The following is a 22,677-nucleotide window of genomic DNA, read 5'->3' on the forward strand; positions in this document are numbered from 1 at the left end:
ATCAGTCCTCGGTGTAGGCGTAGGGGGCGCGGTCGCCCTCCTCGTCGCGGTACTGCTCGTTGCGTTCCCAGCCGTCCTCGGTCTCGACCATGTACTCGCCGTAGTAGGGGACGCGGGCGGCCACGGTCGCCCGGAACGCCTCGCGCATCCGGGACTTCGTCTCGCCGATCGACCGGAGGTCGTCGTTGCGGTTCAGACAGCCCTTCAGGTAGCCGTCGTGGGTGAGTCGCACCCGGTGGCAGTTCGCACAGAACGTCTCGTTGCCCACCGGGTCGACGATCTCGACCATCCCTTCGCGGTCGCCGTCGTCGCTCGCGACGAAGTACCGCCGCCGGTCGTGCATCTGGCGGTGCTCGATCCGGTCGGCCTCGTCGGACAGCCAGTCGTGAACGCGATCGATGTCGATCGCCCACTCCGGGTGGCCGGCCAGTTCGGGCATGTACTCGATGAGCTGGAGGCGAAGCCCCTCGTTCTCGACGACGTGATCGACCATCTCCGGGACGTATCCCGCCGTCGGCTCGAACACGACCATGTTGATCTTCACCGGGGCGAGTCCCGCGTCGACCGCCGCCTCGACGCCCTCCAGCACTCGGTCGTACGCGCCGCTCTGAGTGAGTTCGGCGAACGCCTCCCGGTCGAGCGCGTCCTGGGAGATGTTGACCCGTTCGAGTCCGGCGTCGACGAGTTCGGTCGCTCGCCCGGGCAGGTAGGTCCCGTTCGTCGTCAGCGACACCGTCATCTCGTCGGGCGTCCGTGCGACGATCTCCGCGAGGTCCTCTCTGAGTAGCGGTTCCCCGCCGGTGAACTTCACCGAGTCGACGCCGAAGTCGGCGGCCACTTCGAGGAAGTCGACGACTCGATCCGTCGAGAGTTCGTCGTCCTGGGCCGCCAGTGGCCCGCGCGTGTCGCCCAACCCCTCGTTGTGGCAGTAGACACAATCGAAGTTACACCGATCGGTCAGCGAGACGCGGACGCCCGAGACCTCGCGACCGAACTCGTCTGACAGCATTCGAGTTGAGACAAGGCGTTCGAGACTGATAAGTGACGTTGGTCACCGGTACGGGATCGTTCCCGCCCGGTGGGAATCCCACCGGCGGCGTCGTACTGTCGGCTGTCCGTCCGTGAGAGCCAACAGTATCAGTCCGAACCCGCAAGCGTCGACAGCAGATCGACGACGTACTCGACCTCGTCGTCGACGATCGTGTGGCCCATTCCCTCGTAGAGTCGCGTCTCGACGGTGGCTCCGAGGCGCTCGAACACGTCCGCGGACTCGGTGACGCGAGTCTCCGGAATGTGCGGGTCGGAGTCGCTACAGCCGAAGAAGGCCGGCGTCCCGTCGAGTTCTCCGTCGTGGTCGAAGTCCATCCCGAGCGGTCCGATGAGTCCGCCGCTGAAGGCGACGAGTCCACCGTACGCGCGGGGGTTCCGGGCGACGTACTCGCTGGCGAGACAGGCACCCTGGGAGAACCCCATCAGGACGATCTGCTCGTGGTCGAGGCCGGCTTCGAGGGCGCGTTCAATTGTGTCCGCGACGACGCCCAGTGCGGCGGTGAGATGGGGCTCGTTGCTCTCGATCGGGTCGATGAAGCGGTTCGGGTACCAGCTCCCGCGCTGTGCCTGCGGTGCGAGATACGCGACGCCGTCGACGTCGATCTCGTCTGCGAGCTGGAGGAACCCCTCGGCTCTGGCCCCGCGGCCGTGGATCATCACGACGGCGACGCTGGCGTCGTCCAGCGGAGTGCCCGCGGTGTGGACCGGCTGATCGGCGTGTGGCTCACTCATCTGTCGGCCCCGGCTGTCCGTGTCGGCGTGATGCTGTGTCGTGACATGGTGGTGGTGCCGTCGCGGTGACGGACGTACGACGACGTAGGTCGCCGAGGGCCAAAGGTCTGTGCTGACACCGATGTCACCGCAGGGCCGCTACTGGAGCGCCAGGACGGACTCGTCGGGCGCAGTGAACAGCTCCTTGACCCGATCGACGCCGTCGCCGACCTCCGAGCGGTTCTCCAGCAGGACGGTCTCGCTGGGGAACAACTGTTCTCCCAGTTCGAGCCCGTGGTCGCGGGCGGTCGAACCGGTCACAGTGAGGTAGACGCCCAGCCCGGCCTCGGCGATGGCGGCCTCCTCTTCCTGTCCGTTCTCGGGGTAGACGAACTCGATGTCTCGCAGGGCGTCCGTGCCGATGACGGCCTCGACCAGTCGCTCGTAGCGCGGCGAGATACAGAGTTCGCCCTCGTAGGCCGAGAGAAACTCGCGAGAGAGATCATAGGGGAGCGACTCGCGCACCGCCGGGGTTCCGAGCAGCGTGTGATACACCGTATCGCCCATCCCGGTGACGACGCGAACGTCCGTGTCGACCGGATCGATCCGCTCGTTGATCGCTGCGATCTCGGTCAGGGGGTCGTCCCGCAGCTGTACGACCTCTTCGAGAACGAGGTCGGCACTGTCAAAGCCCAGCGCGAACTCGTGTTTGCGCAGCGACCGGAACGGCTCCTCTCGGCCGACCAGACGCAGGTCGATCCCGTCGACCGGGACCGTCAGGCTGTCGAAGACGACGCGTCGGGGCATCCCCTCGCGGTCGTCTCGCAGGAGCGTGTACTCGGGTCTGGTCGGATCGTCGAGGTCGCTGTACGCCCCGAGACGATCGTACACCGGCGCGTCGGGTGTGGCGTCGTCCTTGGTGATGGCCTTCTCGTAGCGCAGCGTCGAGATCACGTCGTCGGCGATCTCGGTGAACGCTGCCGTCGTCGCCAGCCGTTCGAGCACGGCCTCCAGCGGGCGACCCTTGCGTGGAACGGCCACGCTGATCGTCGTCATTACGATGGCACAGACGATGGGAGAGTAAAACGAGTCCGGTTTCACACCGGCGTGTGTCTCCGTGTCGAGACGTTCGCCGCTCCGGAGTGAGCGAAACGGAAGGCGGCCAGTCGCGTCAGTCGCCGCCGCCCCCGATGACCGACGAGAGCTGTTCGCGCCACTCTTTGAGTTCGGCGATCTCCTCGTCGATCTCTTCGATCTGGCTCTCCACGCCGGCGTCGGCCATCTCCTCGCGGATCTCTTCGAGGTCGTCCTGGACGCCTTCGAGGGTCGACTCCAGCTCCGATACGTCGTCTGTCACGTCGTCGACGCTCTCGTCGATCTGCTCGACGCCGTCGGCGAGTCCGTCGATCTGAGCGCCGTTCTCGGCGGCCGTCGACTTGACCGACGCCAGCTCGGACTCGAACTCCTCGACCTCGGAACGGAACTGCTCGACCTCGGACTCGAACTCGTCGATGAGCTGTTCGCCCGTCCCGTTCTCGTCGAGGAACTCTTCGAGTGCGTCGGTGTACGCGACGACGTCGGAGACGTCTTTCTGGAGCTTGTCGATCCGAGCCGTCACGGAGCCGTCGTCGCTCGCGAGGTCGAAGGCCTTCCGGAGGATCTGGACGTCTTCCTTGCGGACTTCGTTGTTCCGGAGTTCGTTCGCCATCGCTGCGACGAGACTCCCGCCCTCGACTTCGACGCTGCTTGCGGTCCCGTTGTTGGCCGCCTGCTGGGCCGATTCCGCGTCCTCGGCTGCCTCCTCGGCGTCGCCGTCTGTCTCTTCGGGAGCGCGTTCGGTGGCACCGCGCTGGTGACCCTCGTTGTTCGGGTCCTTCAGATCGAGAGTCTCGATGTCCTCGTCGTCGGACTCTTCGAGTCCCGGAACGCTGTCGGCGTCGCCGCTGATCACGTCTTTGACGGCGTCGGACCCTTCGCCGACCAGTTCGCCCCCGTCGTCTTCCAGCGGTGGGTCGATGCGGTCGATCCGGGGTTCGGTGAGGAACTGCTCGACGTTGTCGGTGCCGGTCGCACGGATACCGTACACCGTCGTGTACTCCGAGTCCGCTTCGAGTTCACGCTCGAACGCGATCTCGTCGTCGTCGATCGTCCAGAACTCGCTCCCGTACTCCGGGTGAAAGCCCAGATCCTCGACCGCCACGTCCTCCGGAACCACGTCGGTCAGCCGCACAGTCACCGGTTCGGTCCGACTGGACGCGAACTTGAACGCGATGGCAGGCACCGGGAACTCGTCGGCCTCGTACCGTTTGGTGACGGTCACCCCATCGGAGGCCACAGTAATCTCCTCGTACGCCTGAGAGTCACTCATGTCTCGAATAGCGTCGAGCGAGAATATTAAAGATACGTATTGCCTGGCTTATTACTTCTGTGAGCTGGCAATTTATCCCAGGTCGATCCGGTCGCCGATCTCGACGATGTCGAGGGTCGCCGGAGCGGGGAAGCTGTTGACGTGGTTGTGCAGCACCGTCGGCTCCGTCGTCATGCCCTTCCACATGTCCCAGTGGGTCGGGACGAGCGTCTCAAGCTGGAGTTCGTTCGCGGCTTCGACGATCATGTTCTCGTCGTTGTACCACTTCGTGCGTTCGGGTTCGCGGGTCTCCTTGTCGGGGATCATCCCGACGGTGCCGAACGCGAGGACCCCCACGTCGATGTCGTAGGACTCGCCGACCGGCTCGAACGCGCCGGGCCGCGCGTCGCCGCCGTGGAAGAAGGTTCCAGCGTCGTGTTCGAAGACGTACGAGACGGGGTGGTCGGCGTCGGGGTCGTTGGCGGGTTCGACGTGGACCGTGAGGTCACCGACCTCGAAGGTGTCCCCTTCACCGATCTCGCGGAGCTGGTCGTCGTCGACGTCCCACGCTTCGGTCCAGTTTTCGTCCGAGACCACGTCGTGGCTCGCGTCGGTGCCGTAGAACGTGGCTCCCGTCCCGGCGAGGATCGGTGCCTGGCTCGGGCCGTGCGTGTGGTCCGTGTGTTCGTGGGTCGCGAGGACCGCGTCCGCCTCGCGCACGTCGTCGGGATCGAACGGGATCGGGATCATCCGGACCGTCCGCGGCGGATCGCCGATACCGAGATACGGATCGACGTAGACGACCGCGCCGCCGCTGGACTTGAGCACGAAGCCGTTACAGCCCAGATACCAGATCGCGAGTCCGTCGGGATCCGCGTCTTCGACCGCGCGAACGAGCCAGTCGCCCCAGTCGGAGTCGACAGTCATGGTTGCACGTGTCGCGAGCGGCCGCTAAGTCCTTGCGGAAGCGGGCGACGGCCTAGAGCGAGACGGCGGACTTGCCCGAGAGGGACTCGGGCACGACGACCGTGGCGGTGGTCTCGCCGCCGGCCTGGGTGGTCAGCCTGATCTCGGCGGACGATCCCTCGGTGAGGTCGCCGCTGACGAGCTTCCCGTTCAGGTCGTCTTCCTCTTCGCTGCTGGGAACCGAGTCGGTCTGGAACCTGATGATCGCCCGGTCGGCCTGGTCGTTGAGGGCGTTGCTGTTCGAGATCGAGCCGTCGTCGTCCTGCAGCGTCGACGTGATGAATCCGGCGTCACCGCTCGATCCGCCCGATCCCTCGGCCGCCGTGTAGCTGAGGACGTTGTAGCTGCCGCCCGACGAGACCCACTGGGCAGTCGTCGTCGACAGGTCCACGTTGCCCGAGCCCGGCGCTCGCTTGACGGTCACGTCGACCGTCGTCACCTCGAAGCCCTCGCCGTCTTTCACGATGTCAGTGCCGGCGATGTCGACGACCTGGAGGCGGTTGGTCACCTGCTGGCTGCTCTGTTGGCCGCTCTGTTCTGCGTTCGTCTGGAGAAAGCCCGCGGTGTTGATCAGTACGCCCGCCGCGATCGCCGCGACGAGGACCATCGCGATGAACACGATCAGCGTCCCGATCCCGACCTGACCGCGGTCACTCGCTCGCTCACGTTGCCCACTCTGTTGCATCTGAATAGTACTCGCTCCGCTTGTCTAACGGTGGCCACTACTCGGTAATAAGACTACGCGCCGAATTATCAGGTTCTGTATTCGGGAACTGTAGCGGGTTTCAGAGGCCTCGAATCCACCATCGACGCTGGAAGTAGCTAATCCAGATGGCTTCGACGAACGCCGACGGCAGCGGATTTCGCGACTCATTTCAGACACTGATAGCTCGAATGGCGGCGGACTCCGGACGACGACACCGGAGGTCCAGCCGACGATACTGGCGGCCCGTCGACGCGCTACTCGCCGGCCGTCGGTCGGCGTCGTCACTCCGGGAAGAAAGCGGCGACGAGAAGTGACCGCGAGCCGCGGCGTGGAGCCGGTTCCCATCCCGTCCGGTGCCGGGCTGTCCGTCAGGAGTGGCACCGTCCGGGGCGGCGACACCCCGAACCGGCGGCCAGTCGGGTCAGTCCTCGCAGCAGCCGCCGGCCTTCTCGCCGAAGTCGACGACGAGCTGCTCGGAGACGACTTCGTTGAGTTCCTGGAGGCGCAATTCGAGTTCGCTTTGCAGTTCGAGGTACTCGCTCATGACCGGCAGGTCGTGGAGTTCCTCCTGTGCGGCCTGGAGCTCTCTGAGCGCTTCCTGGTCGGCCTGTCCCGTCTGGCGTGCGAGCATGAACTCCTCGCGGATGGACTCGAACTCCTCGATCTTCTCCTGGGCCTGTTCGTCGTTCTCGACGGCCGCTTTGGCTTCGGCGAAGCGCTGGTACACGGGTAGCTGTGTGATCGCGTCGCCGAACTCGGCGGCGATCTCTTCGACGTGGCTGTCGACGGCCGGATCGGAGGTCTCGGACTCGATACTCATCTCTCCACCCTTGGTGCTGGCCGCCTAAAGAGTTGCCGAACCGCCACCGGGGGAGCAGGCTTTTCAGGGTAGAGCGGCAAGTCAGTGTATGGCATTGACACTCGTCGGTGGCGCGATGCTCGCCGTTCTGGCCTTCGGATTCGTCGCGTTCGGTGACCGGATCGCAGATCGACTGGCGTCGGTCGACGACGCTACACAGGAGCTTCTCCTCGACGAGTCCTGATACTGCCGGCTGTCGGTCTATCGCACGTCTCGCCACCACGAGTAGCTCCGCGACGAACAGCGGGTCGGCCACAGCGGAGACAGTGTCCGCACGGCCGGCGACACCGTCTGGAAGCGCGCTTGTTATACGCGCCGAGGCGCTATCCCGGTCCAATGAGTCAGGACCGCAGCGAGGGGGACCTCCGGGCGACTGGGCTCGCTCTCAAGCACGACCGCGAGTGGGACTACGAACTCGACCGCATCGTCGAGGAGGTCGCCGACCGCGACGCAGAGACCGTCGGACTCCAGTTCCCGGAAGGGCTGAAGCGCCGCGGACCGGCCGTCGCCGACGACCTCCGGGACGAACTCCCAGACGACACGCAGGTGATGATCTCGGGCCAGCCCTGTTACGGGGCCTGTGACCTGGACACGTATCTGATGCGCCGGACCGACGTGTTCGTTCACTTCGGCCACTCCCCGATGAAGGAGTCGGACAAGATCATCTACGTGCCGCTGTTCTCGAACGTCGACGTGTTCCCGATCATGGAGCAGGCCCTCGAATCGGAGCTTCCCGCTCCCGACGAGGACCCCGAAGTCGGGCTCGTGACGACGGCCCAGCACATGAACAAGTTCGACGAGATGCGCAGCTGGCTCGAAGAACGCGACTACGAGGTCCACACCCGCAAGGGCGACGAGCGACTGACCCACGAGGGACAGGTGCTCGGGTGCAACTACGCCAGCGCCGAGGTCGACGCCGACCAGATCCTCTACGTCGGCGGTGGAAAGTTCCACCCGCTCGGGCTGGCGATGGAACACCCCGACAAGAAGGTCGTCATCGCCGACCCGGTCAACAACGCCGTCCACGTCGCCGACACGGAGAAGTTCATGAAACAGCGGTACGCCTCGGTCCACAAGGCGATGGACGCCGAGCGATGGGGCGTCATCTTCTGTACGAAGATCGGACAGGGTCGCTGGGACCAGGCGACCGAGATCGTCGAGAACAACGACGACGCCTACCTCATCACGATGGACGAGGTGACGCCGGACCGCCTGACGAACTTCGGGATGGACGCCTACGTCAACACGGGGTGTCCGCGGATCACGACCGACGACGGCCCGCAGTTCAAGAAGCCGATGCTGACGCCCCAGGAGTACCGCATCGCCATCGGCGAGGAGGATCTGGAGGAACTCGCCTTCGACACCTTCCACGGCACCTGGTGACGCCGTCGGCCGTCCGCGACGATCGTCGCGGCTTTTTGCCACGAGTCCTCGCACGACAGTGACGGCTGTGGTGGCGAGGTCTCGGCCGCCAGAGGATTGAAGCGGTGTCGTGCCCACTAGCTGGCATGGACCCCGAGGGCGGTGACGAGACAGCCGACGCGTCGACGCGTCACCTCGAAGCGCTACAGGACCTCACGTCGGCGATGGCCGACGGGGACGGAGCCGTCGGAGAGCGCATCGAGCGCGTCCTCGAAGTCGGCTGCCAGCACCTCGGGTACCCGAGCGGATACCTCTCGGCGGTCACCGGCGACGAGTACGAGATCGCCGTCGCGGCCGGCGAAAACGCGGCCGACGCCGTCGGCGACACGTCGCCACTCGCCGAGACGTACTGCCGACACACGCTATCAGACGGCGGTCTGTACACGATTCTCGACGTACGTGAGAGCGCGCCGGACGATCCGGCCTACGACAGGTGGGGCCTGGAGACGTACGTCGGCGTTCCGATCGAGGTCGACAGCGAGACTTACGGGACGCTTTGCTTCGGCGACGCGTCGAACACGAGATCGACACTGGATCCCTGGCAGGAGGTGCTCCTCGACACGCTTCGGCAGTGGATCGAGTCGGAACTGGAACGCGAGCAGATCGCGTCGCTGCGGGACCGCAACGAGCGACTCCTCGAAGCGACGTTCAACTCGCCGAACGTCTTCGTGGGGATCCTCGACCCGGACGGAACGCTGCTCCGTGCCAACGAGACGGCGCTCTCTTTCGCCGGGGTCGACATCGACGACGTTCGTGGCCACCCCTTCCCGGAGACGCCCTGGTGGAACCACGACGAGGAACAGCGGGCGCAGTGTCGCGACGCGATCGAGCGAGCCGAGGGCGGCGAGACCGTCGAGTTCGAGGGAACACACGTCGGGGCCGACGGCACTCGCATCAAGACGGCCGTCACGGTCCGGCCGGTGTACGACGACGGAACCGTCTCGGAGATCGTCGCGGAGGGGCTCGACATCACCGACCTGAAAAACGGGAAAGAACAGATGGACTTCTTCAACGGGATCCTCCGACACGACATTCTCAACGGGATGAACGTCGTCCGGGCGCGGGCCGAGCGGCTCGAATCCGAGCTCGACGGGGAGCTCAACGACCACGCACAGACGATCCTGGAGTGGAGCGACGACATCGTCGAGCTGACCCAGAAGGTCCGCTCGGTGCTGTCGACGCTGTCCGAAGACGGCATGACAGACCCGGAGCCGGTCGATCTGCGAGCGATGCTCGAAGCGGCGGCGACTCGGCCGACGAGCGCGGACCAGCACTGCTCGGTGTCGATCGACGTGCCGGCCGTGACCGTCGCTGGCGACGACCTCCTCGACGACGTGTTCGCCAACGTCCTTCTCAACGCCGTCGAGCACACCGAATCGTCGCCGTCGATCGAGGTGACCGCGACCGAGAGCGCGGAGACGGTGCAGGTCCGCATCGCGGACGACGGCCCTGGAATCCCGCCCGAACGGCGACCGTCGGTGTTCGAACGCGGTGCCCGGCGAAACGGGTCGAGTGGCACCGGGTTCGGGCTGTACTTCGTGGACGTGATGGTCGACTCCTACGGCGGCTCGGTCTGGATCGAAGAGAGCGACCGAGGTGGGACCGCCGTCGTGATCGAGTTGCCCCGTGCCGAATAGCTCACCAGTATATATTTGAGTCCACGCGCTGGACAGGCCAACAATGGCCGACCGAGACGACGTGTGCGTTCTCGTCCCGACGTACAACGAGGCGGCGACGATCGGCGACGTCGTCGCCTCGTTCGTCGGACAGGGGTTCGAACACGTACTCGTGATCGACGGCGGTTCCGACGACGGCACGCGCGAACTCGCCGCCGAGGCCGGTGCGAGAGTCGTCGAACAATCCGGCACCGGCGAGGGGTCCGGAAAGGGCCAGGCCGTCCGTGAAGCGCTCGACCGCTACGTCGAACAGCCCTACGTCCTCATGCTCGACGGCGACGCCACCTACCGGCCCGACGAGGCCGACCGACTGCTGGAGCCGCTGTTCGACGGGCGCGCAGAGCACGTCATCGGGAACCGCTTTGCAGACATGGAGCCCGGTGCGATGACCCGACTGAACCAGATCGGCAACGGGATCATCAACACGGCGTTCTCGGTGATCCACGGCCGGGATCTGACGGACATCCTCTCGGGCTACCGCGCGTTCACGCTGGAGTCGGTCAGGCAGTTCGACCTGACCGCCGACGGGTTCGGGATCGAGACGGAGATGGCCGTCGAGTGCGTCAAACAGAGGGTTTCGACGACGGTCGTGCCGATCACCTACCAGACTCGTCCGGACGACTCGGAGACGAATCTGGACCCGTTCAGCGACGGTGCGGTGATCATTCTGACGCTGTACCGGATGGCAAAGACGAACAATCCCCTGTTCTACTTCGGGAGCGTCGGCGTGGTGAGCGCACTGTCCGGGGTGGTGCTGGCGATCTACGTCGCCTACGAGTGGTTCGTCGTCGGCGTCTCCCACGAGGTGATCGCGCTCGTCGCCGCCTCGGGGCTACTCTTTGGCATCCAGTTGCTCATGTTCGGCGTGCTCTCGGACATGATCGTCGCGCTGAACCGCGAACAGACCCGGCGGCTGAGCGAGATCGCACGCCAGGTCGGCGACGAGTCGACCGCCGCCGACGTAGCCGACGACGCGGAGCCGAGCGCGGAAGGAGAATCCGACGGGGAGCGGGCCAGTTCGACCGGCCGCCCCTAGAAGGGGACCAGCGCCCGAAGCTGCGAGAGGAGACTGTTGCTCGTGGCTTCGCGTCGGGCCTCGAACACCGGATGGAGGGTGTTGAGCAGTTCCTGCTCGTTCTCGAAGGTCGTCTTCGGGACCTGTTCGAGCGCCTCCGCGACCGTGATCGAGTGGCCCGTGGCGTCGAAGGGAACATCGCGGTGCCCGATCTCGGCCCGGAGCGTCTGTTTGTCGGTCGGATACTCGATATCGGCGTCGCTCAGTGTTCCGTCGAGCGCGGCGATACCGAACTCGATCGCGTCCGGTTCGTCGCCGTCGTCGTCAGCCGGTGGCCGGACTCCCATCGAGTCAACAGTGGTACTTGCAGGTGGAAAAAGCTACGCTGTCGGGCCGCTCTCGTGTCACACGGTTTATCGTCGCCACGAGGGAGACAGTCACCGAGAAACCGCGACGAGAATCCGTCTCACTGCGTCTCGATCTCCGGCGTCGCGACGGCGTCGTCGAGCCACTCGTCGGCCCAGTCGCCGATCTCGTCGAACACCGGCGCGAGCGCCTCGCCCTTCTCGGTCAGCGTGTAGTAGGTCGCGACCGGCGCGGCCTCCTCGACGCGCCGGTCGACGAAGGAACGGTCCTGCAGGTCGTCGAGGACCCGCGAGAGGGTGCGGGAACTGGTGCCGGTCTCTCGCTTGAGTTCGTTGAACCGTTGTTCGCCGTCGAGCAGTTCGTACAGCACCGCCAGCCGCCACTTCGATCCGATCAGGTCGAACGATTCGACGACCTGGCAGGTCTCGTCTGGCTCCGGGGAAAACGTGGATGACATCGTTGGCTCTCACGCTTCCGTTGTCGCCAGCGAGATATATAGGTTCGGTTCCGAACCAGGTAACAGAGTGATACCCGATTTCTGATTGCTACCGGTCGCCGCCAACGATAAGCCACAGCCCTCCCATGGTCGGGACATGCTACCGGGCCCGATGGATGCGGTTCCGTCGTGGCTGCCCCTCAGGACGCTGACCGTCCTCCTCGCCGCCGTGGTCTCGCTGGGGGTCGCACTCGTCGCCAGCGATCGCACGGCTCGGCGACTCGGCGCGCTCCGTCGGCGTCTGCTGCTCGGCGTTCCGTGGGGCACCGTGCTCACGATCGGCGCGGTCGCGCTCGTCTATCTGTTCGTCCAGGGTGGCATCGAAGACCCCAGAGATCCGCTGGTGATCCCGTTCCGATCGTGGTCGTATCGCTATCCGCTGGGCATGGTGACGGCCGCGTTCACACATTCCAGTCTCGGCCACGTGACGGGCAACCTCGTGGCGACGGCGGCTTTCGGCTCCGTCGCCGAGTACGCCTGGGGCCACTACCCCCGAAAGCGAGGCGCTCACTCGTTCGGATCGGCGCTGACGAACCCGTTCGTCCGAATCCTGATCGTCCCCGCTGGGGCGCTCGTCGTCGGGCTGTTCACGTCGCTGTTCGCACTGGGACCCGTCGTCGGGTTCTCTGGGGTCGTCTTCGCCATCGCGGGCTTCGCACTCGTCCAGCGCCCGCTGATGGCACTGCTTGCCCTGCTGGCCGATCAGGTCCTCGGATTCCTCGTCGTCGCGGTCCAGACTCCGCGCGTCGTCGCCGTCCCGCGTCCCCGCGTCATCACACCGTGGTGGGCCAGCATCGCGATCCAGGGCCACGCTATCGGAATCTTCGCCGGCATCTTGCTCGGGTTCGGACTGCTGTACTACCGGGACCGCTGGCCCGACCCGACGCGGCTGTGGTTCGGGCTCCTCGTGTTCGCGGAGTTTCAGGGACTGTGGGCGCTGTACGTCCCGGAAGGAAACGGCCGCTTCGTCCTGTTTCGGTGGCTCGGCGCGGCGGTCGTCTTCGTGCTGACGGCCGTCGTCGTCGTGGGCACCTGGGATGCCGACGAGCGGGCCGGCTCGCGGCTGGACTGGATCGTCGAGCGCCGACTCCCCGAATCGACGGCGGGAGTCCACACGGTCGGACTGGCCGTCGTCGTCGTCCTCTTGGTCGGGCTGAGCGGCGCGGCGATCCCGTACAACGTCGCGCCGATCGGCGACTCGCCGGCCCCACAGCCGACGGTCGAAGTCCGGGACTACACCGTCAGCTACGGCGAGGACGTGCCCGACGGCTACGTGCGGAGCGTCTCCCTGCCGTTCGTCGACGATCCGACGGCGATCAACACCAGCGGCGTCGTCGTCACGAGCCAGCGACGCCACGTCTGGCAGACGGTCGTCCTCGAATCCCAGCTCCAGAACCGCGGTTTCGCGACCGTCGACGTCGGCGGCGTCGGCTGGCGACGGAACGTCCACGTCAACCGCACGGGCTGGCGACCGGCCGGCAACGACAGCGTCTACAAGGTGTACCTCAGGCCGGCCGGCGACGAGCGGACGCTCGGCTACACGAGCGAGTCGCGCCGAGCCGACCCGGTCGTCGCCGGCCGGAACGTCACGCTGGTCCCGACCGACGAGGGGTTCGCCTTCGCGGTGTCCAGAGAGGGCCGTACGCTCGCCACCGCGTCGGTGCCCGGCCGGAACCGGACGACCGCCGCTGGAGGGCTCACCTTCCGGCGCAACGGCTCACAGGTGTTCGCGAGCGGCGAGGGGACGCGCGTCACGATCGCGACCCGCGAGGCGGCGTAGAACGGCGACTACCACTCGATCCGGTACACTTCTGCGGTGACGGCTCGCGACTCGTCCTCGTGGTGGTCGAACTGGCGCGGGATCTCGAACTCCGTCTGGTAGGAGTCGGTGACGGTGCCGCCGTTGTCGGCCGCGAACGAGCCGACGAACTCCTGGCTGCCCTCGTTGTGGATGGAGTACGAAACGTCCGCGATCGCGGCCGTCGTCTCCAGGAACGCCCGGTCGGCGTGTTCGTTGCCCGACTGGGCACCGAACGGCGGGTTCATCACGACCGTCGTCCCGTCCCGATCCGGGCGCAGTGGCGCGTTCTCGGCGTCGCCCCGGACCCAGGAGACCGACGTGGCCGACGCGACCTTCCGCTCGTTGTCCCGAGCGGTCCGTAGCGGTGCCGGATCGACGTCGAGCCCGACGGTTCGCTCGGGGCCGCGCAGCGCCGCGCCCAGCGTCAGCATCCCGGTCCCACAGCCCAGGTCGACGATCGTGCGATCCTCGATGTCTCCCCGGAGGTCGGCGAGGTGGATCAGGTGGGCCGCAAGCTCCGGCGGCGTCCGATACTGTTCGAGCGGGGCTCGCGGATCGTCGAATCCCGCCACCACGCCGAGTTGCTGGGCCAGCGCTCGCTTGGTCGACATTGCCGGCTACTACTGGGGAGACGTTCAAAAGGTTAGTGACTGGTCGGATGGTCCCGGCGCGATCCCGTCATTGCACCGTCGGCTTGCCTCGCGCGTGTTTGATCCAGCGGTCCATCTGTTGGTTGAGACACCAGAACAGGACGACCATCATGGCGGCAAACGCAAGCAGGATCACGACCGCGAGCGCGACGGGATTCCGAGCCGGCAATCCCAGGAGCAGTATCAGCGACGCGACGAGCACCATCTCCAGTGCACAGCGGAGCCCGGCAAACAGGAACGGTGGATGCGGGACCGACGAGAGTTCGCCGCCTGATTCAGACATGGCTACGGGTACGGTAAACCGCTACCTCAAGCTTGTGTCCGTTTCGTCGACAGGTCTGGGACTCGCGGCGGCTCCGGTCGGCCGTTGTCTCCATCGGCCAGAGCGTGAAACGTCGTCTGGCCGTGGGTTTATTCGACCGCCGCCGATAGTACGCCCATGGACGATCAGCAGACGCGTCGTGGCGTGTTGGGTTCGATGGCGGCGGCCGTCGGTGCCGGCGTCGCGGGCTGTCAGGCACCCACACTGGACACGGCCGCCGGTGCCGAAGGGCAAGCGGCCAGCGACGGCTACAACGCCGTCTACGAGCAGGTGGTCGACTCCGTCGCGACGGTCCGTACGTACACCGAGAACAGTCGCGGCGGGCAGGGGAGTGCGTTCGTCTACAGCGACGACTACCTCGTGACCAACGAACACGTCGTCGGCGACGCCGACGAGATCTACGTCCGCTACCGCGAGTCGGGCTGGATCGAGTCCGCCGTCGTCGCCGTCGACGCCTACAGCGATCTGGCCGTCATCGAGGTCACGGACAAACCGGCGAGTGCCACGCCGCTGCCCTTCGTCGAGGCCGACCCGGGCGTCGGAACGGAGGTGGTCGCCATCGGCAACCCCTTCGGGCTCTCGGGCTCCGTCTCGGCCGGGATCGTCAGCGGCGTCGACCGGACGCTCCCGGCGGCGAACGGCTTCTCGATCCCCGACGCCGTCCAGACAGATGCGGCGGTCAATCCGGGCAACAGCGGCGGCCCGCTGGTCACGCTCGACGGGACGGTCGTCGGCGTCATCAACTCCGGCGGGGGCGACAACATCGGCTTCGCGATCTCGGCGGCCCTCACCCGCAGGGTCGTCCCGTCGCTGATCGACGCCGGGGCCTACGACCACTCGTACCTCGGCGTCCGGCTGACCGATCTGACGCCGCCGATCGTCGAGGCCAACGACCTCCAGACGGCCGAAGGCGTCTACATCGACGAGGTCGTCACGGACGGACCCGCCGAGGGCGTCCTGGAGCCGTCGGACGGCGAAGACGTCGTCAACGGCGTCAGAGTCGGCGTCGGCGGCGACGTGGTCGTGGCGATGGACGAGACCCCGACCCCGTCCCGCCAACACCTCTCCTCGTTTCTCGCACTGGAGACGACGCCGGGGGACACGATCGCCGTCGACGTACTCCGTGAAGGGTCCCGAGAGACGGTCGATCTCACGCTGGGCGAGCGACCAGATATATAGTCGTACGGATTCTCGTCGATCGTTCCCGAATCGACTCCACGACTGCGTACGGTCGGCCTGGCGAACGGCGATAAGAACCCGTCTCAGTCGAGGCAAACGGCGACAGGAATCCGTCTCAGTCGAGGCGTTCGGCGGCGTCCCGATCGACCAGCGGCGCGGCGTTTTGCTCGGGGAGCGTGACCACGTCGTCGGTCGAGAGGTCGTACTCGCGCTGATCGATCCCGAAGATCTCGCCGACTTCGTCCGTGATCCGGACCGTCGCGCGCTCGATCGTCGGCGTCGCCGGCTCGTCGCCGGTGTCGGGCGCGTCCGGCGCGGTCGGCCCCGCGTCGTCGGACGGGGGCGACGGTACCGTACCGCCGTCGGAGGCCGGCGACTGCTCGCCGGCCAGGGGGTCGTCCCGGCTGGCTCCGCCTTCTGGCGGTCCGTCCGGCGGCGCGTCGGGCGGCAGGTCGACGCTCTCGTCGCTGCCCATCAGGTCGGCCGCTTCGATCGTCGTCGGCTCGTCGCTCGACGGGGGATCGGTGGGCGGCTCGGGTTCCGGTTCCGCCCCGGCGTCGTCGGGCTCGGACGACACCTCGTCTGTGGGGCTCTCGTCGACTCCCGCGTCCTCGACTGCGTCGGGCGTCACGTCGCCAGCGAGCACGTCGAGGACGTGATCGCGGTTGCTCTCGATGGCGCTGACCAGCGTCTCGAAGAGGTCCCGTTCCTCGCGGGTCAGCCCCTCTTCTTCGGCCGGCATGTCGGCGGCGGCCAGCGACGCCATCTTGACGATCTTGCCGACGCGGCGCTCGTAGATCGCTTCGACCGTCGACTCCGCGGTGTTGATGTCGTCGGTCAGGCGGTTGACCTCCGGGGCGTCGAAGGGATCGTCGGCCCGGTCGGCCACGCTGTCGCGCTCCTCGCGGAGCTGCTGGATGAACTCCCCCGCGTCGGCGTAGAACGACTCCCGCAGCTGCTGGAGGCTGTCGGTCTGGCGCTCGCGGGACTGGACTGACTGGAGTTCGTCGAGATTCATTCTGGGCCTTTCTCGGCACGGCCGCGGGCCATCGCGAAGACGCCCACGTGCTCTGGGTAGGTTCCAATGCCCGGTTCCAATGTAAAGCTGTCGCCACCGAGTTCGACCGGGCCGCCGTCAGTGACTTCGATCGTGATGTCGTGGCCGCGGAAGGTCTCCGGGACGGCGTCGACCAGCGGATCGAAGCCGTCGATGGCGTCGCGCTCGATACGCTGTACTTCGAGACCGCTGCCGCCGTGGAGGCTGCCGGGCAGGCGGATCAGGCGGTTCGTGTCCGTCGTCACCGGCTCGTCGATCGGCGCGTTGTCCATCGCGACGATCTCGGTCATCAGCGGCTTGGCGATCTGGAAGAAGGCCGGATGCACGTCGATGTTGCCGGCCGCGAGCTGGTCGTAGTTCTGGCGGGCCGCGCTGAGTGCCGCCGTCGCCTTCCCCTCGCCGATCCCCTCGTACTCTCTGAGGCGCTCGATCGCCGCCTCCTCGTCGCGTTCCAGCAGGTCGTCGACGACGCTCATCACGTGGCGGTGAGCCCGGCGACTCCACCCGCCTTCGGTCGAGAGCGTCCGCTTCTGGGCCGGCGAGGACCGCCCCGCCGTTCCGGCCACGGCCTCCTCGTCGACGAGCTGTTCGAACTCCAGCCCGATCCCGCGAACGTAATCGACGATCTCGCGGCGCGCGTCCCGTTCGAGCTGCTGGATGCCAGCGTCACGGACGTGGACGTGGTACCCCCGGCCGCCGGAGAAGACGACGGTCAGGTCCTCGAAGCCGAAGTCGTTCTCCAGGAAGTCGAGCAGTCGGAGCAACGCTTCCTTGCACTTTGCGAGCATCTGTGCGTAGCTGTCTTCGCCGAGTTCGACGGCGGGCAGGTGATCGGCGTCGAGGTCGAACACCAGATCGGACGACCGCCACTCCTTGGCGCTCATCGAGGAGGCGCTGGGGTCGCGATACCGGCCCGCCGAGAAGTAGACGTGCTTGGGCCGCTTGCGCTGGAGGAACTCTCCCAGCTCGCCCAGATCCAGCAGCGAGCGGTGTCGGACCATCGTCTCGCCCGGCCCGTCGGTCCAGGGGATGAACCCCCACTCGCGCTCGTTGGCGTCCGGCGGCGGCGTGAACTCGCTGCGGCGATAGTGGTCGCCGAAGCGTCCCCGAAGGTACGCCTGCGTCCGCTCTTCCATCTGAACACGTCTTTGCAGACGGCCATCAAAGGCATTGCGTTCGGTCCGCCGGTGGTGTCAGCCACGCAGGAGATTCGAGAGCTTCTCGCGGATCGAAGCGTCGCCGAGCTTGAGGTAGTAGGCGTCACCGCCGTCCTCGTAGTAGTTGTCGATCTCGCGTCGGCGCTCGAACCCGAGGTGTTCGTAGAACGAGATCGCCGCCTGATTGGTCGCACGCGCGTGACAGGTGACGCTCCCGTAGTCCTCCGAGACGCGGGCGATGAGTCGCTTGCCGAACCCGTGGCCGCGGTACTCCTCGTCGACGGCCAGAAAGAGGATGTAGCCGTCACTGCGGACGGCCGCGAAGCCGATGAGGCGGTTTCGGGAGCCGTCGACGTAGAGGTAGACCCGAGATCGGCGGTAGGCGTCGCTGAAGAACCCGTGTCGCTGTCTGAGGACGCCGTCACGCTCCCGGATCCGCTCTTTGAGCTCCCAGGCGGCATCGACGTGATCGTCGTTCCCGCGATCGACGATCCGCGATTCGACGTTGACGCTCACTGTCCCCAATAGCCCCCAGGAAAGTATAATTTTACCGGTCGGGTTTTTGACACCGGGACCACAGGACTCGGCCAGACTGTCGGGGTCAAGGTTAGGCGTCGCCGGCCCTAACAGTGTGTATGACGTTCTCGAAGGTCCCCCGTGTGGCACTCGCGCTGGTCGCGCTCGCAGCCATCGCTCGACCGGCCGCCGCGCACGTCGACTACGTGACCGATCCGACCGGTGATACGATCGACGCGATCGCGTTCGTTCGCGAGACACTCGCGGACCCGATCAACGCAGCGCTGTTCGTCGGTAGCGGTGCGATCGGGGTCGTCGGGCTGGCGCTGTACCTGCGCTACCGTCCGCGTGTCGTCGATATCGAGATTCTCCGCGCCAAGCTCGCGACCTACGAGGACCTGATCCCGTGGATGTTGCGCTTGAGCCTGGGGCTGCCCCTCGTCGGTGCGGGCTTTCAGGGGTACCTGTTCGCACCGACGGTGTCGTTCGATCCCGCCGCGAATCCGCTCGTGCGTGTCGTACTGATCGGTATCGGGTTCTGACTGCTCTTCGGCCTCGGCACGCGAATCATGACCGTCCTCGGGATGGGACTGTACGTGCTGGCACTGGCCATCAGTCCCGACGCGCTGCTGGCATTGGAGTACGTCCCCGGCTTCGTCGCGCTGTTCGTCCTCGGCGGCGGCCGCCCCAGCGCCGACGACATCCTGCTGGACATCGCCTCGACGGAGGGATCGATCTACGGGCGCATCGACCGGTTCCACCTGCTGAAAGTCTGGCTCGACGAGGTGACGGCCCCCTACCGCCGGTACGTCCCGACGGTGCTTCGGGTCGGGCTGGGCGTCTCCTTCGTCTTCCTCGGCGTCACGCAGAAACTCGGCGACCCGGCGCGGTCGCTCGCGGTAGTCGAGAAGTACGACCTCACGGCCGTCGTCCCGGTCGATCCCGGCCTCTGGGTGCTGGGTGCTGGCGTGCTGGAAGCCGCCGTCGGGCTCGCGCTGATCGTCGGCCTGCTGACGCGGGCCAGCGCCGGGGTCGCCTTCCTGCTCTTTACGGCGACGCTGTTCGGCCTGCCGGACGATCCCGTGCTGGCACACGTCACGCTGTTCGGGATGGCGTCGGCACTGGTGACGCTCGGGAGCGGCCCGCTGTCGCTGGACCGACTGCTCGGCGAGGAGCCAGCGGGCGACGCGGACGCGGTGTCGGCGACGGATTAGCGTTGGGTCCGGGAGAGAGTCATTGCTCCGACGGCCACTCGTCGAGCGTGGTCCGGTTGCCCTCGTAGACGTACTGCACCTCGATCTCCGTCGAGGAGGTGACCGGCGTGCCGAAGGCGTTGTTCTCGCTGAGCTGGACGATGTCGCCCGGACCGACGGTCGTCGTCTCGTTCGTCCCCGCCGCTGCCGCCCAGGTCGTGTCCTGGTCGGCACCGACGAAGTGGATCTTCCCGGCTTCGAGTTCGTCGCCGCGGTCGTGGGTCACGATGAGCGTGTTGCTCTGCTCGATGTGATCGTAGGTGAAGTTCGCCGACGGCGGGCCGGTCTCTTGGCTGTCTACGATGAGGACGTTCAGTCCGACCGAGGCGGTCACGACGACGGTGATGCCGACCAGAATCGCGACGCTCGTGCTCTCCGAGATCGCTCGCTCGTCCAGGGACGACCCGATCGACACCATAGCCAGTGGATGGTGCGTGTCCGCAGTTAAATATGATTCGGCGATGGGGAAAGCCCTTGGTGGCGGGGGTCCGAGCCACGAGCATGATCGACGAGACCGTCGAGGAGATTTCCGAGATGCAGACCCACAGCTCCTCCGTCGTCGCCGTGAAAGCGGCGAGAGCGCTGTCGGCGCTCGCCGACCGCGAGTTCCCGACCACCGAGGAGTACGTCCGGGCGCTGGAGCGAAACAGCAGCGCACTTCGACGCGCGAACCCGTCGCACGCGTCGTTGCACACGACCCAGCGGGCGATCGTCGAACGCGTCTCCGGGGCGGCCCTCGACAGCGTCGCGGACGCCAAAGCCGAGACCGACGCCGCGATTCAGGCCGTCGTCGAGCAGGTCGAGGCCGGCAAAGAACGGGCCGCAAAGCGGTGTGGCGACCGCCTCGATCCGACTGCGACGATCCTCACGCACGACTACTCCTCGACCGTGATCGAGAGTATCGAGCGTGCGATCGAGACCGCCGACGGAGAAGTCGACATGACGGTGTACGTCACGGAGGCACGCCCCCGGTATCTCGGTCGCAAGCTGGCTCGATCGATGGCGGGGATCGACGGCGTCGACGTGCGTCTGATCGTCGACAGCGCCGCCGGCCACTATCTCTCGGAGTGTGACCGCGTGCTCGTGGGCATGGACTGCATCGTCGACGACACGCTGTACAACCGCGTCGGGACGTACCCGATCGCGGCGGCCGCCGCCGATCAGGGCGTTCCGGTGACCGTCGTCGGATCGGAGTCGAAGCTGATCGACGGCGGCTTCGCGTTCGAAAACGAGTTCCGTTCGGTCTCGGAGGTGATGCGAGAGCCGGCGGAAGGGTTCTCGATCGAGAACCCGGCCTACGACGCGACGCCGACGCGTCTCCTCGACAGCGTCGTCACGGACGAACGCGTCGTAGAATACGACGAGTGAGACCGGCGGCCGTCTGTTCGCCGAGGGCGTCACCACTCGGGGCGGCGAGATCGGTCACGGTCGCCGGTGGCAGTCAGTGAACTCCGGTTTCATACTGCCGGCTGTAACTTCGTGAAGATCTTCGCGACCGCAGGGTCGCAACATTCGTTACAGACGGACAGCCGGCAGTACGAGACGCCCGGCGAAACGAGGCGGACTACCGCGTCGCGACCGTCGAACGGCAGTCGGGACAGACGAGTTCGCGCTCGTCGGCTGTGGCGTGGACGATCCACTTCTCGTCGGCGGAACTCTCGAACTCGCAGGTCGGACAGAAGAGCAACGACTTCCGGCGACCGGTCGTCGGTGGCGGTGCCTCTGCACTCGCTGCAGTGCAGCGTGAATCGATACTGGTCATCGACTGTGGCTAGCTGGTGGACGGTCAAATACCTGTCGGCTAATTGTTTAATTGTTCCTGTAGTACGGTATCGTGGCGCGATAACGACTGTCGTGGTCGGGCGCTACGCAACCCTTTTATCCGGAGACGCGGATTGGACGAGCATGACGACCGGTGGTGTCTCGGGGGCCCAGAGCGGGACGGCGACGCCGACGCCGACAGCGTCGCCGACCGGGACGCTCGAATCGCCGGTGCCCTACGAGATGTTTCCGGGCGTGCCCGACTGGATACTGGATCTGGGTGCGGTGGTCGTGGTCCTCGTGGTGGCGTACTTCGCGTCACGGCTCGTCGTACTCGTGTTCGGTCGACGCATCGCGCGGCGGTTCCAGCGCCCGAGTCTGACTCGGACCGCGATCAGGGGAATCCGGGGCGCGGTGTTCTTGATCGCTCTCCTGTCGATCCTCCGCATCTACGGGCTCAAGCTGAGCGACATCTCGCTGTCGGTCGCCGTGTTCTCTGCCGTGGTCGGTGTGGTGATCGCACCGGTCGTCGGTTCGATCGTCAGCGGCGTCTTCCTGCTCGCGGACCAGCCCTACGAGATCGGCGACATGATCGAACTCTCCGACACCGATACGCGGGGCTTCGTCGAGGACATCACGCTCCGATACACGAAGATATTCACACTCGACAACACGTTCATCGTCATCCCGAACGGGACGATCCGGGAGCGAGACGTGGTCAACTACTCCGCAGAGGACCCTCGAACGCGCCTGCGACTCGACATTACGGTGACCTACGAGGGCGACCTCGACGAGGCCAGGCGGATCGTCGAACGGTCGGCTCGAAACGTCGACGCCGTCATCGAGGGCGGGCCCGACATCCGCGTCGGCGCGGCCAGATACCCCGCCCCGCCGACGTGTTACATCAACAGCTTCGCCGACCACGGCGTCCAGCTCACGCTCCGATACTGGGTCAAAGAGCCCTACAAGCTGCTCGCGACCCGCTCGAAGGTCCAGACGAACGTCTGGGCCGCGCTGGAAGACGCCGACGTGGAGATCGCCTACCCCCACTCGCATCTGCACTTCGACGACACCAGCGGCCAGATGCGGGTCGCGATGGAGGAGGGAGCGCCCGACGCCCCGTCACCCGACCCCGACCGCGACGGCCCACCGTGACGGCGACGACGATCCACACGAGAAGTCGTTAAAAAGGCAGGCCGAATACATTCGCGCTCGTTCCTCGGCGACAGGAAGTGCGGTGTCGGTTTATATTTGTCAGCTACCCAGGCGCGAGTATGGACAGACGTGGCACTGCACACCCAGTATCTGTGCCTGCTGGTGGCTCTGAGGAGAGACTAGCACAGCCACCGGCTGCACGTGTACAGCAC

Annotated in this window: 24 protein-coding genes and 1 pseudogene; 9 read left to right on the top strand and 16 right to left on the bottom strand. The window is 66.2% G+C overall.

Annotation, left to right across the window (positions count from 1 at the left end):
* Position 1: 1 nt before the first annotated feature.
* The 7 genes from moaA to AC5FRZ_RS09580 form a co-directional block, all read right to left on the bottom strand.
* Positions 2 to 1,009, bottom strand: coding sequence for a GTP 3',8-cyclase MoaA (moaA, locus tag AC5FRZ_RS09550; RefSeq protein WP_170094483.1), 1,008 nt, complete (start codon positions 1,007 to 1,009; stop codon positions 2 to 4).
* A 128-nt stretch (positions 1,010 to 1,137) separates the two neighbouring features.
* On the bottom strand, positions 1,138 to 1,782 hold the full coding sequence (locus AC5FRZ_RS09555; protein ID WP_170094484.1) for an alpha/beta hydrolase: 645 nt from the start codon (positions 1,780 to 1,782) through the stop codon (positions 1,138 to 1,140).
* 138 nt (positions 1,783 to 1,920) lie between these two features.
* Entirely contained in the window at positions 1,921 to 2,817 is an 897-nt protein-coding gene (locus AC5FRZ_RS09560) for a phosphoribosyltransferase HisG-related protein (protein WP_493564462.1), read from the bottom strand.
* A 115-nt stretch (positions 2,818 to 2,932) separates the two neighbouring features.
* Positions 2,933 to 4,129 (bottom strand): hypothetical protein, encoded by a 1,197-nt coding sequence (locus AC5FRZ_RS09565; RefSeq protein WP_170094486.1) that lies wholly within the window; start codon positions 4,127 to 4,129, stop codon positions 2,933 to 2,935.
* 72 nt (positions 4,130 to 4,201) lie between these two features.
* Positions 4,202 to 5,035 carry an MBL fold metallo-hydrolase gene (locus AC5FRZ_RS09570; RefSeq protein ID WP_493564463.1) on the bottom strand — a complete coding sequence of 278 codons (834 nt, stop codon included), beginning with the start codon at positions 5,033 to 5,035 and terminating at the stop codon, positions 4,202 to 4,204.
* A gap of 52 nt (positions 5,036 to 5,087) precedes the next feature.
* A complete protein-coding gene (locus AC5FRZ_RS09575) occupies positions 5,088 to 5,759 on the bottom strand; it encodes a flagellin (RefSeq protein ID WP_170094488.1) in 672 nt (223 codons plus the stop codon).
* A gap of 442 nt (positions 5,760 to 6,201) precedes the next feature.
* Complete coding sequence (locus tag AC5FRZ_RS09580; RefSeq protein ID WP_153553592.1) at positions 6,202 to 6,600, bottom strand: YlbF/YmcA family competence regulator; 399 nt, start codon at positions 6,598 to 6,600, stop codon at positions 6,202 to 6,204.
* An 88-nt stretch (positions 6,601 to 6,688) separates the two neighbouring features.
* Here AC5FRZ_RS09580 and AC5FRZ_RS09585 point away from each other — a divergent pair, with 88 nt between their 5' ends.
* The 4 genes from AC5FRZ_RS09585 (at position 6,689) to aglJ (ending at position 10,773) form a co-directional block, all read left to right on the top strand.
* Complete coding sequence (locus AC5FRZ_RS09585; protein WP_015763443.1) at positions 6,689 to 6,823, top strand: hypothetical protein; 135 nt, start codon at positions 6,689 to 6,691, stop codon at positions 6,821 to 6,823.
* Positions 6,824 to 6,975: 152 nt separating this feature from the next.
* Positions 6,976 to 8,022 (top strand): diphthamide biosynthesis enzyme Dph2, encoded by a 1,047-nt coding sequence (gene dph2, locus AC5FRZ_RS09590; RefSeq protein WP_170094489.1) that lies wholly within the window; start codon positions 6,976 to 6,978, stop codon positions 8,020 to 8,022.
* Between the two features lie 125 nt (positions 8,023 to 8,147).
* On the top strand, positions 8,148 to 9,698 hold the full coding sequence (locus AC5FRZ_RS09595; protein ID WP_493564464.1) for an ATP-binding protein: 1,551 nt from the start codon (positions 8,148 to 8,150) through the stop codon (positions 9,696 to 9,698).
* A gap of 43 nt (positions 9,699 to 9,741) precedes the next feature.
* A complete protein-coding gene (gene aglJ, locus AC5FRZ_RS09600) occupies positions 9,742 to 10,773 on the top strand; it encodes an S-layer glycoprotein N-glycosyltransferase AglJ (protein WP_493564465.1) in 1,032 nt (343 codons plus the stop codon).
* Here aglJ and AC5FRZ_RS09605 read toward each other — a convergent pair.
* Together AC5FRZ_RS09605 and AC5FRZ_RS09610 are read right to left on the bottom strand one after the other, a co-directional pair.
* Positions 10,770 to 11,099: a DUF5789 family protein gene (locus AC5FRZ_RS09605; protein WP_372478840.1), complete on the bottom strand. Its 330-nt coding sequence runs from the start codon at positions 11,097 to 11,099 to the stop codon at positions 10,770 to 10,772. The genes aglJ and AC5FRZ_RS09605 overlap by 4 nt on opposite strands.
* Positions 11,100 to 11,218: 119 nt before the next feature.
* Positions 11,219 to 11,575, bottom strand: coding sequence for a winged helix-turn-helix transcriptional regulator (locus AC5FRZ_RS09610; RefSeq protein WP_170094492.1), 357 nt, complete (start codon positions 11,573 to 11,575; stop codon positions 11,219 to 11,221).
* A gap of 136 nt (positions 11,576 to 11,711) precedes the next feature.
* Between AC5FRZ_RS09610 and AC5FRZ_RS09615 the strand changes: the two genes are divergently transcribed.
* On the top strand, positions 11,712 to 13,394 hold the full coding sequence (locus tag AC5FRZ_RS09615; RefSeq protein WP_493564466.1) for a rhomboid family intramembrane serine protease: 1,683 nt from the start codon (positions 11,712 to 11,714) through the stop codon (positions 13,392 to 13,394).
* Positions 13,395 to 13,402: 8 nt separating this feature from the next.
* Here AC5FRZ_RS09615 and AC5FRZ_RS09620 read toward each other — a convergent pair whose 3' ends face one another.
* Positions 13,403 to 14,026 (bottom strand): METTL5 family protein, encoded by a 624-nt coding sequence (locus AC5FRZ_RS09620; RefSeq protein ID WP_153553599.1) that lies wholly within the window; start codon positions 14,024 to 14,026, stop codon positions 13,403 to 13,405.
* 67 nt (positions 14,027 to 14,093) lie between these two features.
* Positions 14,094 to 14,348, bottom strand: a complete 255-nt coding sequence (locus AC5FRZ_RS09625; protein ID WP_170094494.1) for a hypothetical protein — start codon at positions 14,346 to 14,348, stop codon at positions 14,094 to 14,096.
* A 156-nt stretch (positions 14,349 to 14,504) separates the two neighbouring features.
* Between AC5FRZ_RS09625 and AC5FRZ_RS09630 the strand changes: the two genes are divergently transcribed.
* Complete coding sequence (locus AC5FRZ_RS09630; RefSeq protein WP_493564467.1) at positions 14,505 to 15,566, top strand: S1C family serine protease; 1,062 nt, start codon at positions 14,505 to 14,507, stop codon at positions 15,564 to 15,566.
* Between the two features lie 115 nt (positions 15,567 to 15,681).
* Here AC5FRZ_RS09630 and AC5FRZ_RS09635 read toward each other — a convergent pair whose 3' ends face one another.
* Genes AC5FRZ_RS09635 through AC5FRZ_RS09645 form a run of 3 tightly spaced genes read right to left on the bottom strand, consistent with a single transcriptional unit; the run spans position 15,682 to position 18,296 of the window.
* Complete coding sequence (locus AC5FRZ_RS09635; RefSeq protein ID WP_170094496.1) at positions 15,682 to 16,584, bottom strand: DNA replication complex GINS family protein; 903 nt, start codon at positions 16,582 to 16,584, stop codon at positions 15,682 to 15,684.
* Positions 16,581 to 17,759 carry a DNA primase small subunit PriS gene (priS, locus tag AC5FRZ_RS09640; RefSeq protein WP_493564468.1) on the bottom strand — a complete coding sequence of 393 codons (1,179 nt, stop codon included), beginning with the start codon at positions 17,757 to 17,759 and terminating at the stop codon, positions 16,581 to 16,583. Before priS ends, AC5FRZ_RS09635 begins: the two co-directional genes overlap by 4 nt.
* 57 nt (positions 17,760 to 17,816) lie before the next feature.
* Complete coding sequence (locus tag AC5FRZ_RS09645; RefSeq protein ID WP_170094498.1) at positions 17,817 to 18,296, bottom strand: GNAT family N-acetyltransferase; 480 nt, start codon at positions 18,294 to 18,296, stop codon at positions 17,817 to 17,819.
* Between the two features lie 119 nt (positions 18,297 to 18,415).
* Between AC5FRZ_RS09645 and AC5FRZ_RS09650 the strand changes: the two are divergent.
* Positions 18,416 to 19,510: pseudogene (locus tag AC5FRZ_RS09650) on the top strand (DoxX family protein).
* Between the two features lie 19 nt (positions 19,511 to 19,529).
* On the opposite strand, the gene AC5FRZ_RS09655 reads toward AC5FRZ_RS09650, so the two are convergent.
* Complete coding sequence (locus tag AC5FRZ_RS09655) at positions 19,530 to 19,967, bottom strand: type IV pilin (RefSeq protein WP_493564469.1); 438 nt, start codon at positions 19,965 to 19,967, stop codon at positions 19,530 to 19,532.
* An 83-nt stretch (positions 19,968 to 20,050) separates the two neighbouring features.
* Between AC5FRZ_RS09655 and AC5FRZ_RS09660 the strand changes: the two genes are divergently transcribed.
* Positions 20,051 to 20,917, top strand: coding sequence for an eIF2B alpha/beta/delta subunit family protein (locus AC5FRZ_RS09660; RefSeq protein ID WP_493564470.1), 867 nt, complete (start codon positions 20,051 to 20,053; stop codon positions 20,915 to 20,917).
* A gap of 196 nt (positions 20,918 to 21,113) precedes the next feature.
* On the opposite strand, the gene AC5FRZ_RS09665 is transcribed toward AC5FRZ_RS09660, so the two are convergent.
* Positions 21,114 to 21,311 (bottom strand): DUF8106 domain-containing protein, encoded by a 198-nt coding sequence (locus AC5FRZ_RS09665; protein WP_153553608.1) that lies wholly within the window; start codon positions 21,309 to 21,311, stop codon positions 21,114 to 21,116.
* A gap of 143 nt (positions 21,312 to 21,454) precedes the next feature.
* Between AC5FRZ_RS09665 and AC5FRZ_RS09670 the strand changes: the two genes are divergently transcribed.
* A complete protein-coding gene (locus tag AC5FRZ_RS09670) occupies positions 21,455 to 22,465 on the top strand; it encodes a mechanosensitive ion channel family protein (RefSeq protein ID WP_493564471.1) in 1,011 nt (336 codons plus the stop codon).
* Positions 22,466 to 22,677 lie beyond the last annotated feature (212 nt).

This window comes from Halomicrobium sp. HArcht1-1 (assembly GCF_058933285.1).

What these genes read in the sequence shown, in the direction of transcription:
- moaA (WP_170094483.1), bottom strand. Translation starts at nt 1,009, where the DNA reads ATGCTGTCAGACGAGTTCGGTCGCGAGGTCTCGGGCGTCCGCGTCTCG.
- AC5FRZ_RS09555 (WP_170094484.1), bottom strand. Translation starts at nt 1,782, where the DNA reads ATGAGTGAGCCACACGCCGATCAGCCGGTCCACACCGCGGGCACTCCG.
- AC5FRZ_RS09560 (WP_493564462.1), bottom strand. Translation starts at nt 2,817, where the DNA reads ATGACGACGATCAGCGTGGCCGTTCCACGCAAGGGTCGCCCGCTGGAG.
- AC5FRZ_RS09565 (WP_170094486.1), bottom strand. Translation starts at nt 4,129, where the DNA reads ATGAGTGACTCTCAGGCGTACGAGGAGATTACTGTGGCCTCCGATGGG.
- AC5FRZ_RS09570 (WP_493564463.1), bottom strand. Translation starts at nt 5,035, where the DNA reads ATGACTGTCGACTCCGACTGGGGCGACTGGCTCGTTCGCGCGGTCGAA.
- AC5FRZ_RS09575 (WP_170094488.1), bottom strand. Translation starts at nt 5,759, where the DNA reads ATGCAACAGAGTGGGCAACGTGAGCGAGCGAGTGACCGCGGTCAGGTC.
- AC5FRZ_RS09580 (WP_153553592.1), bottom strand. Translation starts at nt 6,600, where the DNA reads ATGAGTATCGAGTCCGAGACCTCCGATCCGGCCGTCGACAGCCACGTC.
- AC5FRZ_RS09585 (WP_015763443.1), top strand. Translation starts at nt 6,689, where the DNA reads ATGGCATTGACACTCGTCGGTGGCGCGATGCTCGCCGTTCTGGCCTTC.
- dph2 (WP_170094489.1), top strand. Translation starts at nt 6,976, where the DNA reads ATGAGTCAGGACCGCAGCGAGGGGGACCTCCGGGCGACTGGGCTCGCT.
- AC5FRZ_RS09595 (WP_493564464.1), top strand. Translation starts at nt 8,148, where the DNA reads ATGGACCCCGAGGGCGGTGACGAGACAGCCGACGCGTCGACGCGTCAC.
- aglJ (WP_493564465.1), top strand. Translation starts at nt 9,742, where the DNA reads ATGGCCGACCGAGACGACGTGTGCGTTCTCGTCCCGACGTACAACGAG.
- AC5FRZ_RS09605 (WP_372478840.1), bottom strand. Translation starts at nt 11,099, where the DNA reads ATGGGAGTCCGGCCACCGGCTGACGACGACGGCGACGAACCGGACGCG.
- AC5FRZ_RS09610 (WP_170094492.1), bottom strand. Translation starts at nt 11,575, where the DNA reads ATGTCATCCACGTTTTCCCCGGAGCCAGACGAGACCTGCCAGGTCGTC.
- AC5FRZ_RS09615 (WP_493564466.1), top strand. Translation starts at nt 11,712, where the DNA reads ATGCTACCGGGCCCGATGGATGCGGTTCCGTCGTGGCTGCCCCTCAGG.
- AC5FRZ_RS09620 (WP_153553599.1), bottom strand. Translation starts at nt 14,026, where the DNA reads ATGTCGACCAAGCGAGCGCTGGCCCAGCAACTCGGCGTGGTGGCGGGA.
- AC5FRZ_RS09625 (WP_170094494.1), bottom strand. Translation starts at nt 14,348, where the DNA reads ATGTCTGAATCAGGCGGCGAACTCTCGTCGGTCCCGCATCCACCGTTC.
- AC5FRZ_RS09630 (WP_493564467.1), top strand. Translation starts at nt 14,505, where the DNA reads ATGGACGATCAGCAGACGCGTCGTGGCGTGTTGGGTTCGATGGCGGCG.
- AC5FRZ_RS09635 (WP_170094496.1), bottom strand. Translation starts at nt 16,584, where the DNA reads ATGAATCTCGACGAACTCCAGTCAGTCCAGTCCCGCGAGCGCCAGACC.
- priS (WP_493564468.1), bottom strand. Translation starts at nt 17,759, where the DNA reads ATGGAAGAGCGGACGCAGGCGTACCTTCGGGGACGCTTCGGCGACCAC.
- AC5FRZ_RS09655 (WP_493564469.1), bottom strand. Translation starts at nt 19,967, where the DNA reads ATGGTGTCGATCGGGTCGTCCCTGGACGAGCGAGCGATCTCGGAGAGC.
- AC5FRZ_RS09660 (WP_493564470.1), top strand. Translation starts at nt 20,051, where the DNA reads ATGATCGACGAGACCGTCGAGGAGATTTCCGAGATGCAGACCCACAGC.
- AC5FRZ_RS09665 (WP_153553608.1), bottom strand. Translation starts at nt 21,311, where the DNA reads ATGACCAGTATCGATTCACGCTGCACTGCAGCGAGTGCAGAGGCACCG.
- AC5FRZ_RS09670 (WP_493564471.1), top strand. Translation starts at nt 21,455, where the DNA reads ATGACGACCGGTGGTGTCTCGGGGGCCCAGAGCGGGACGGCGACGCCG.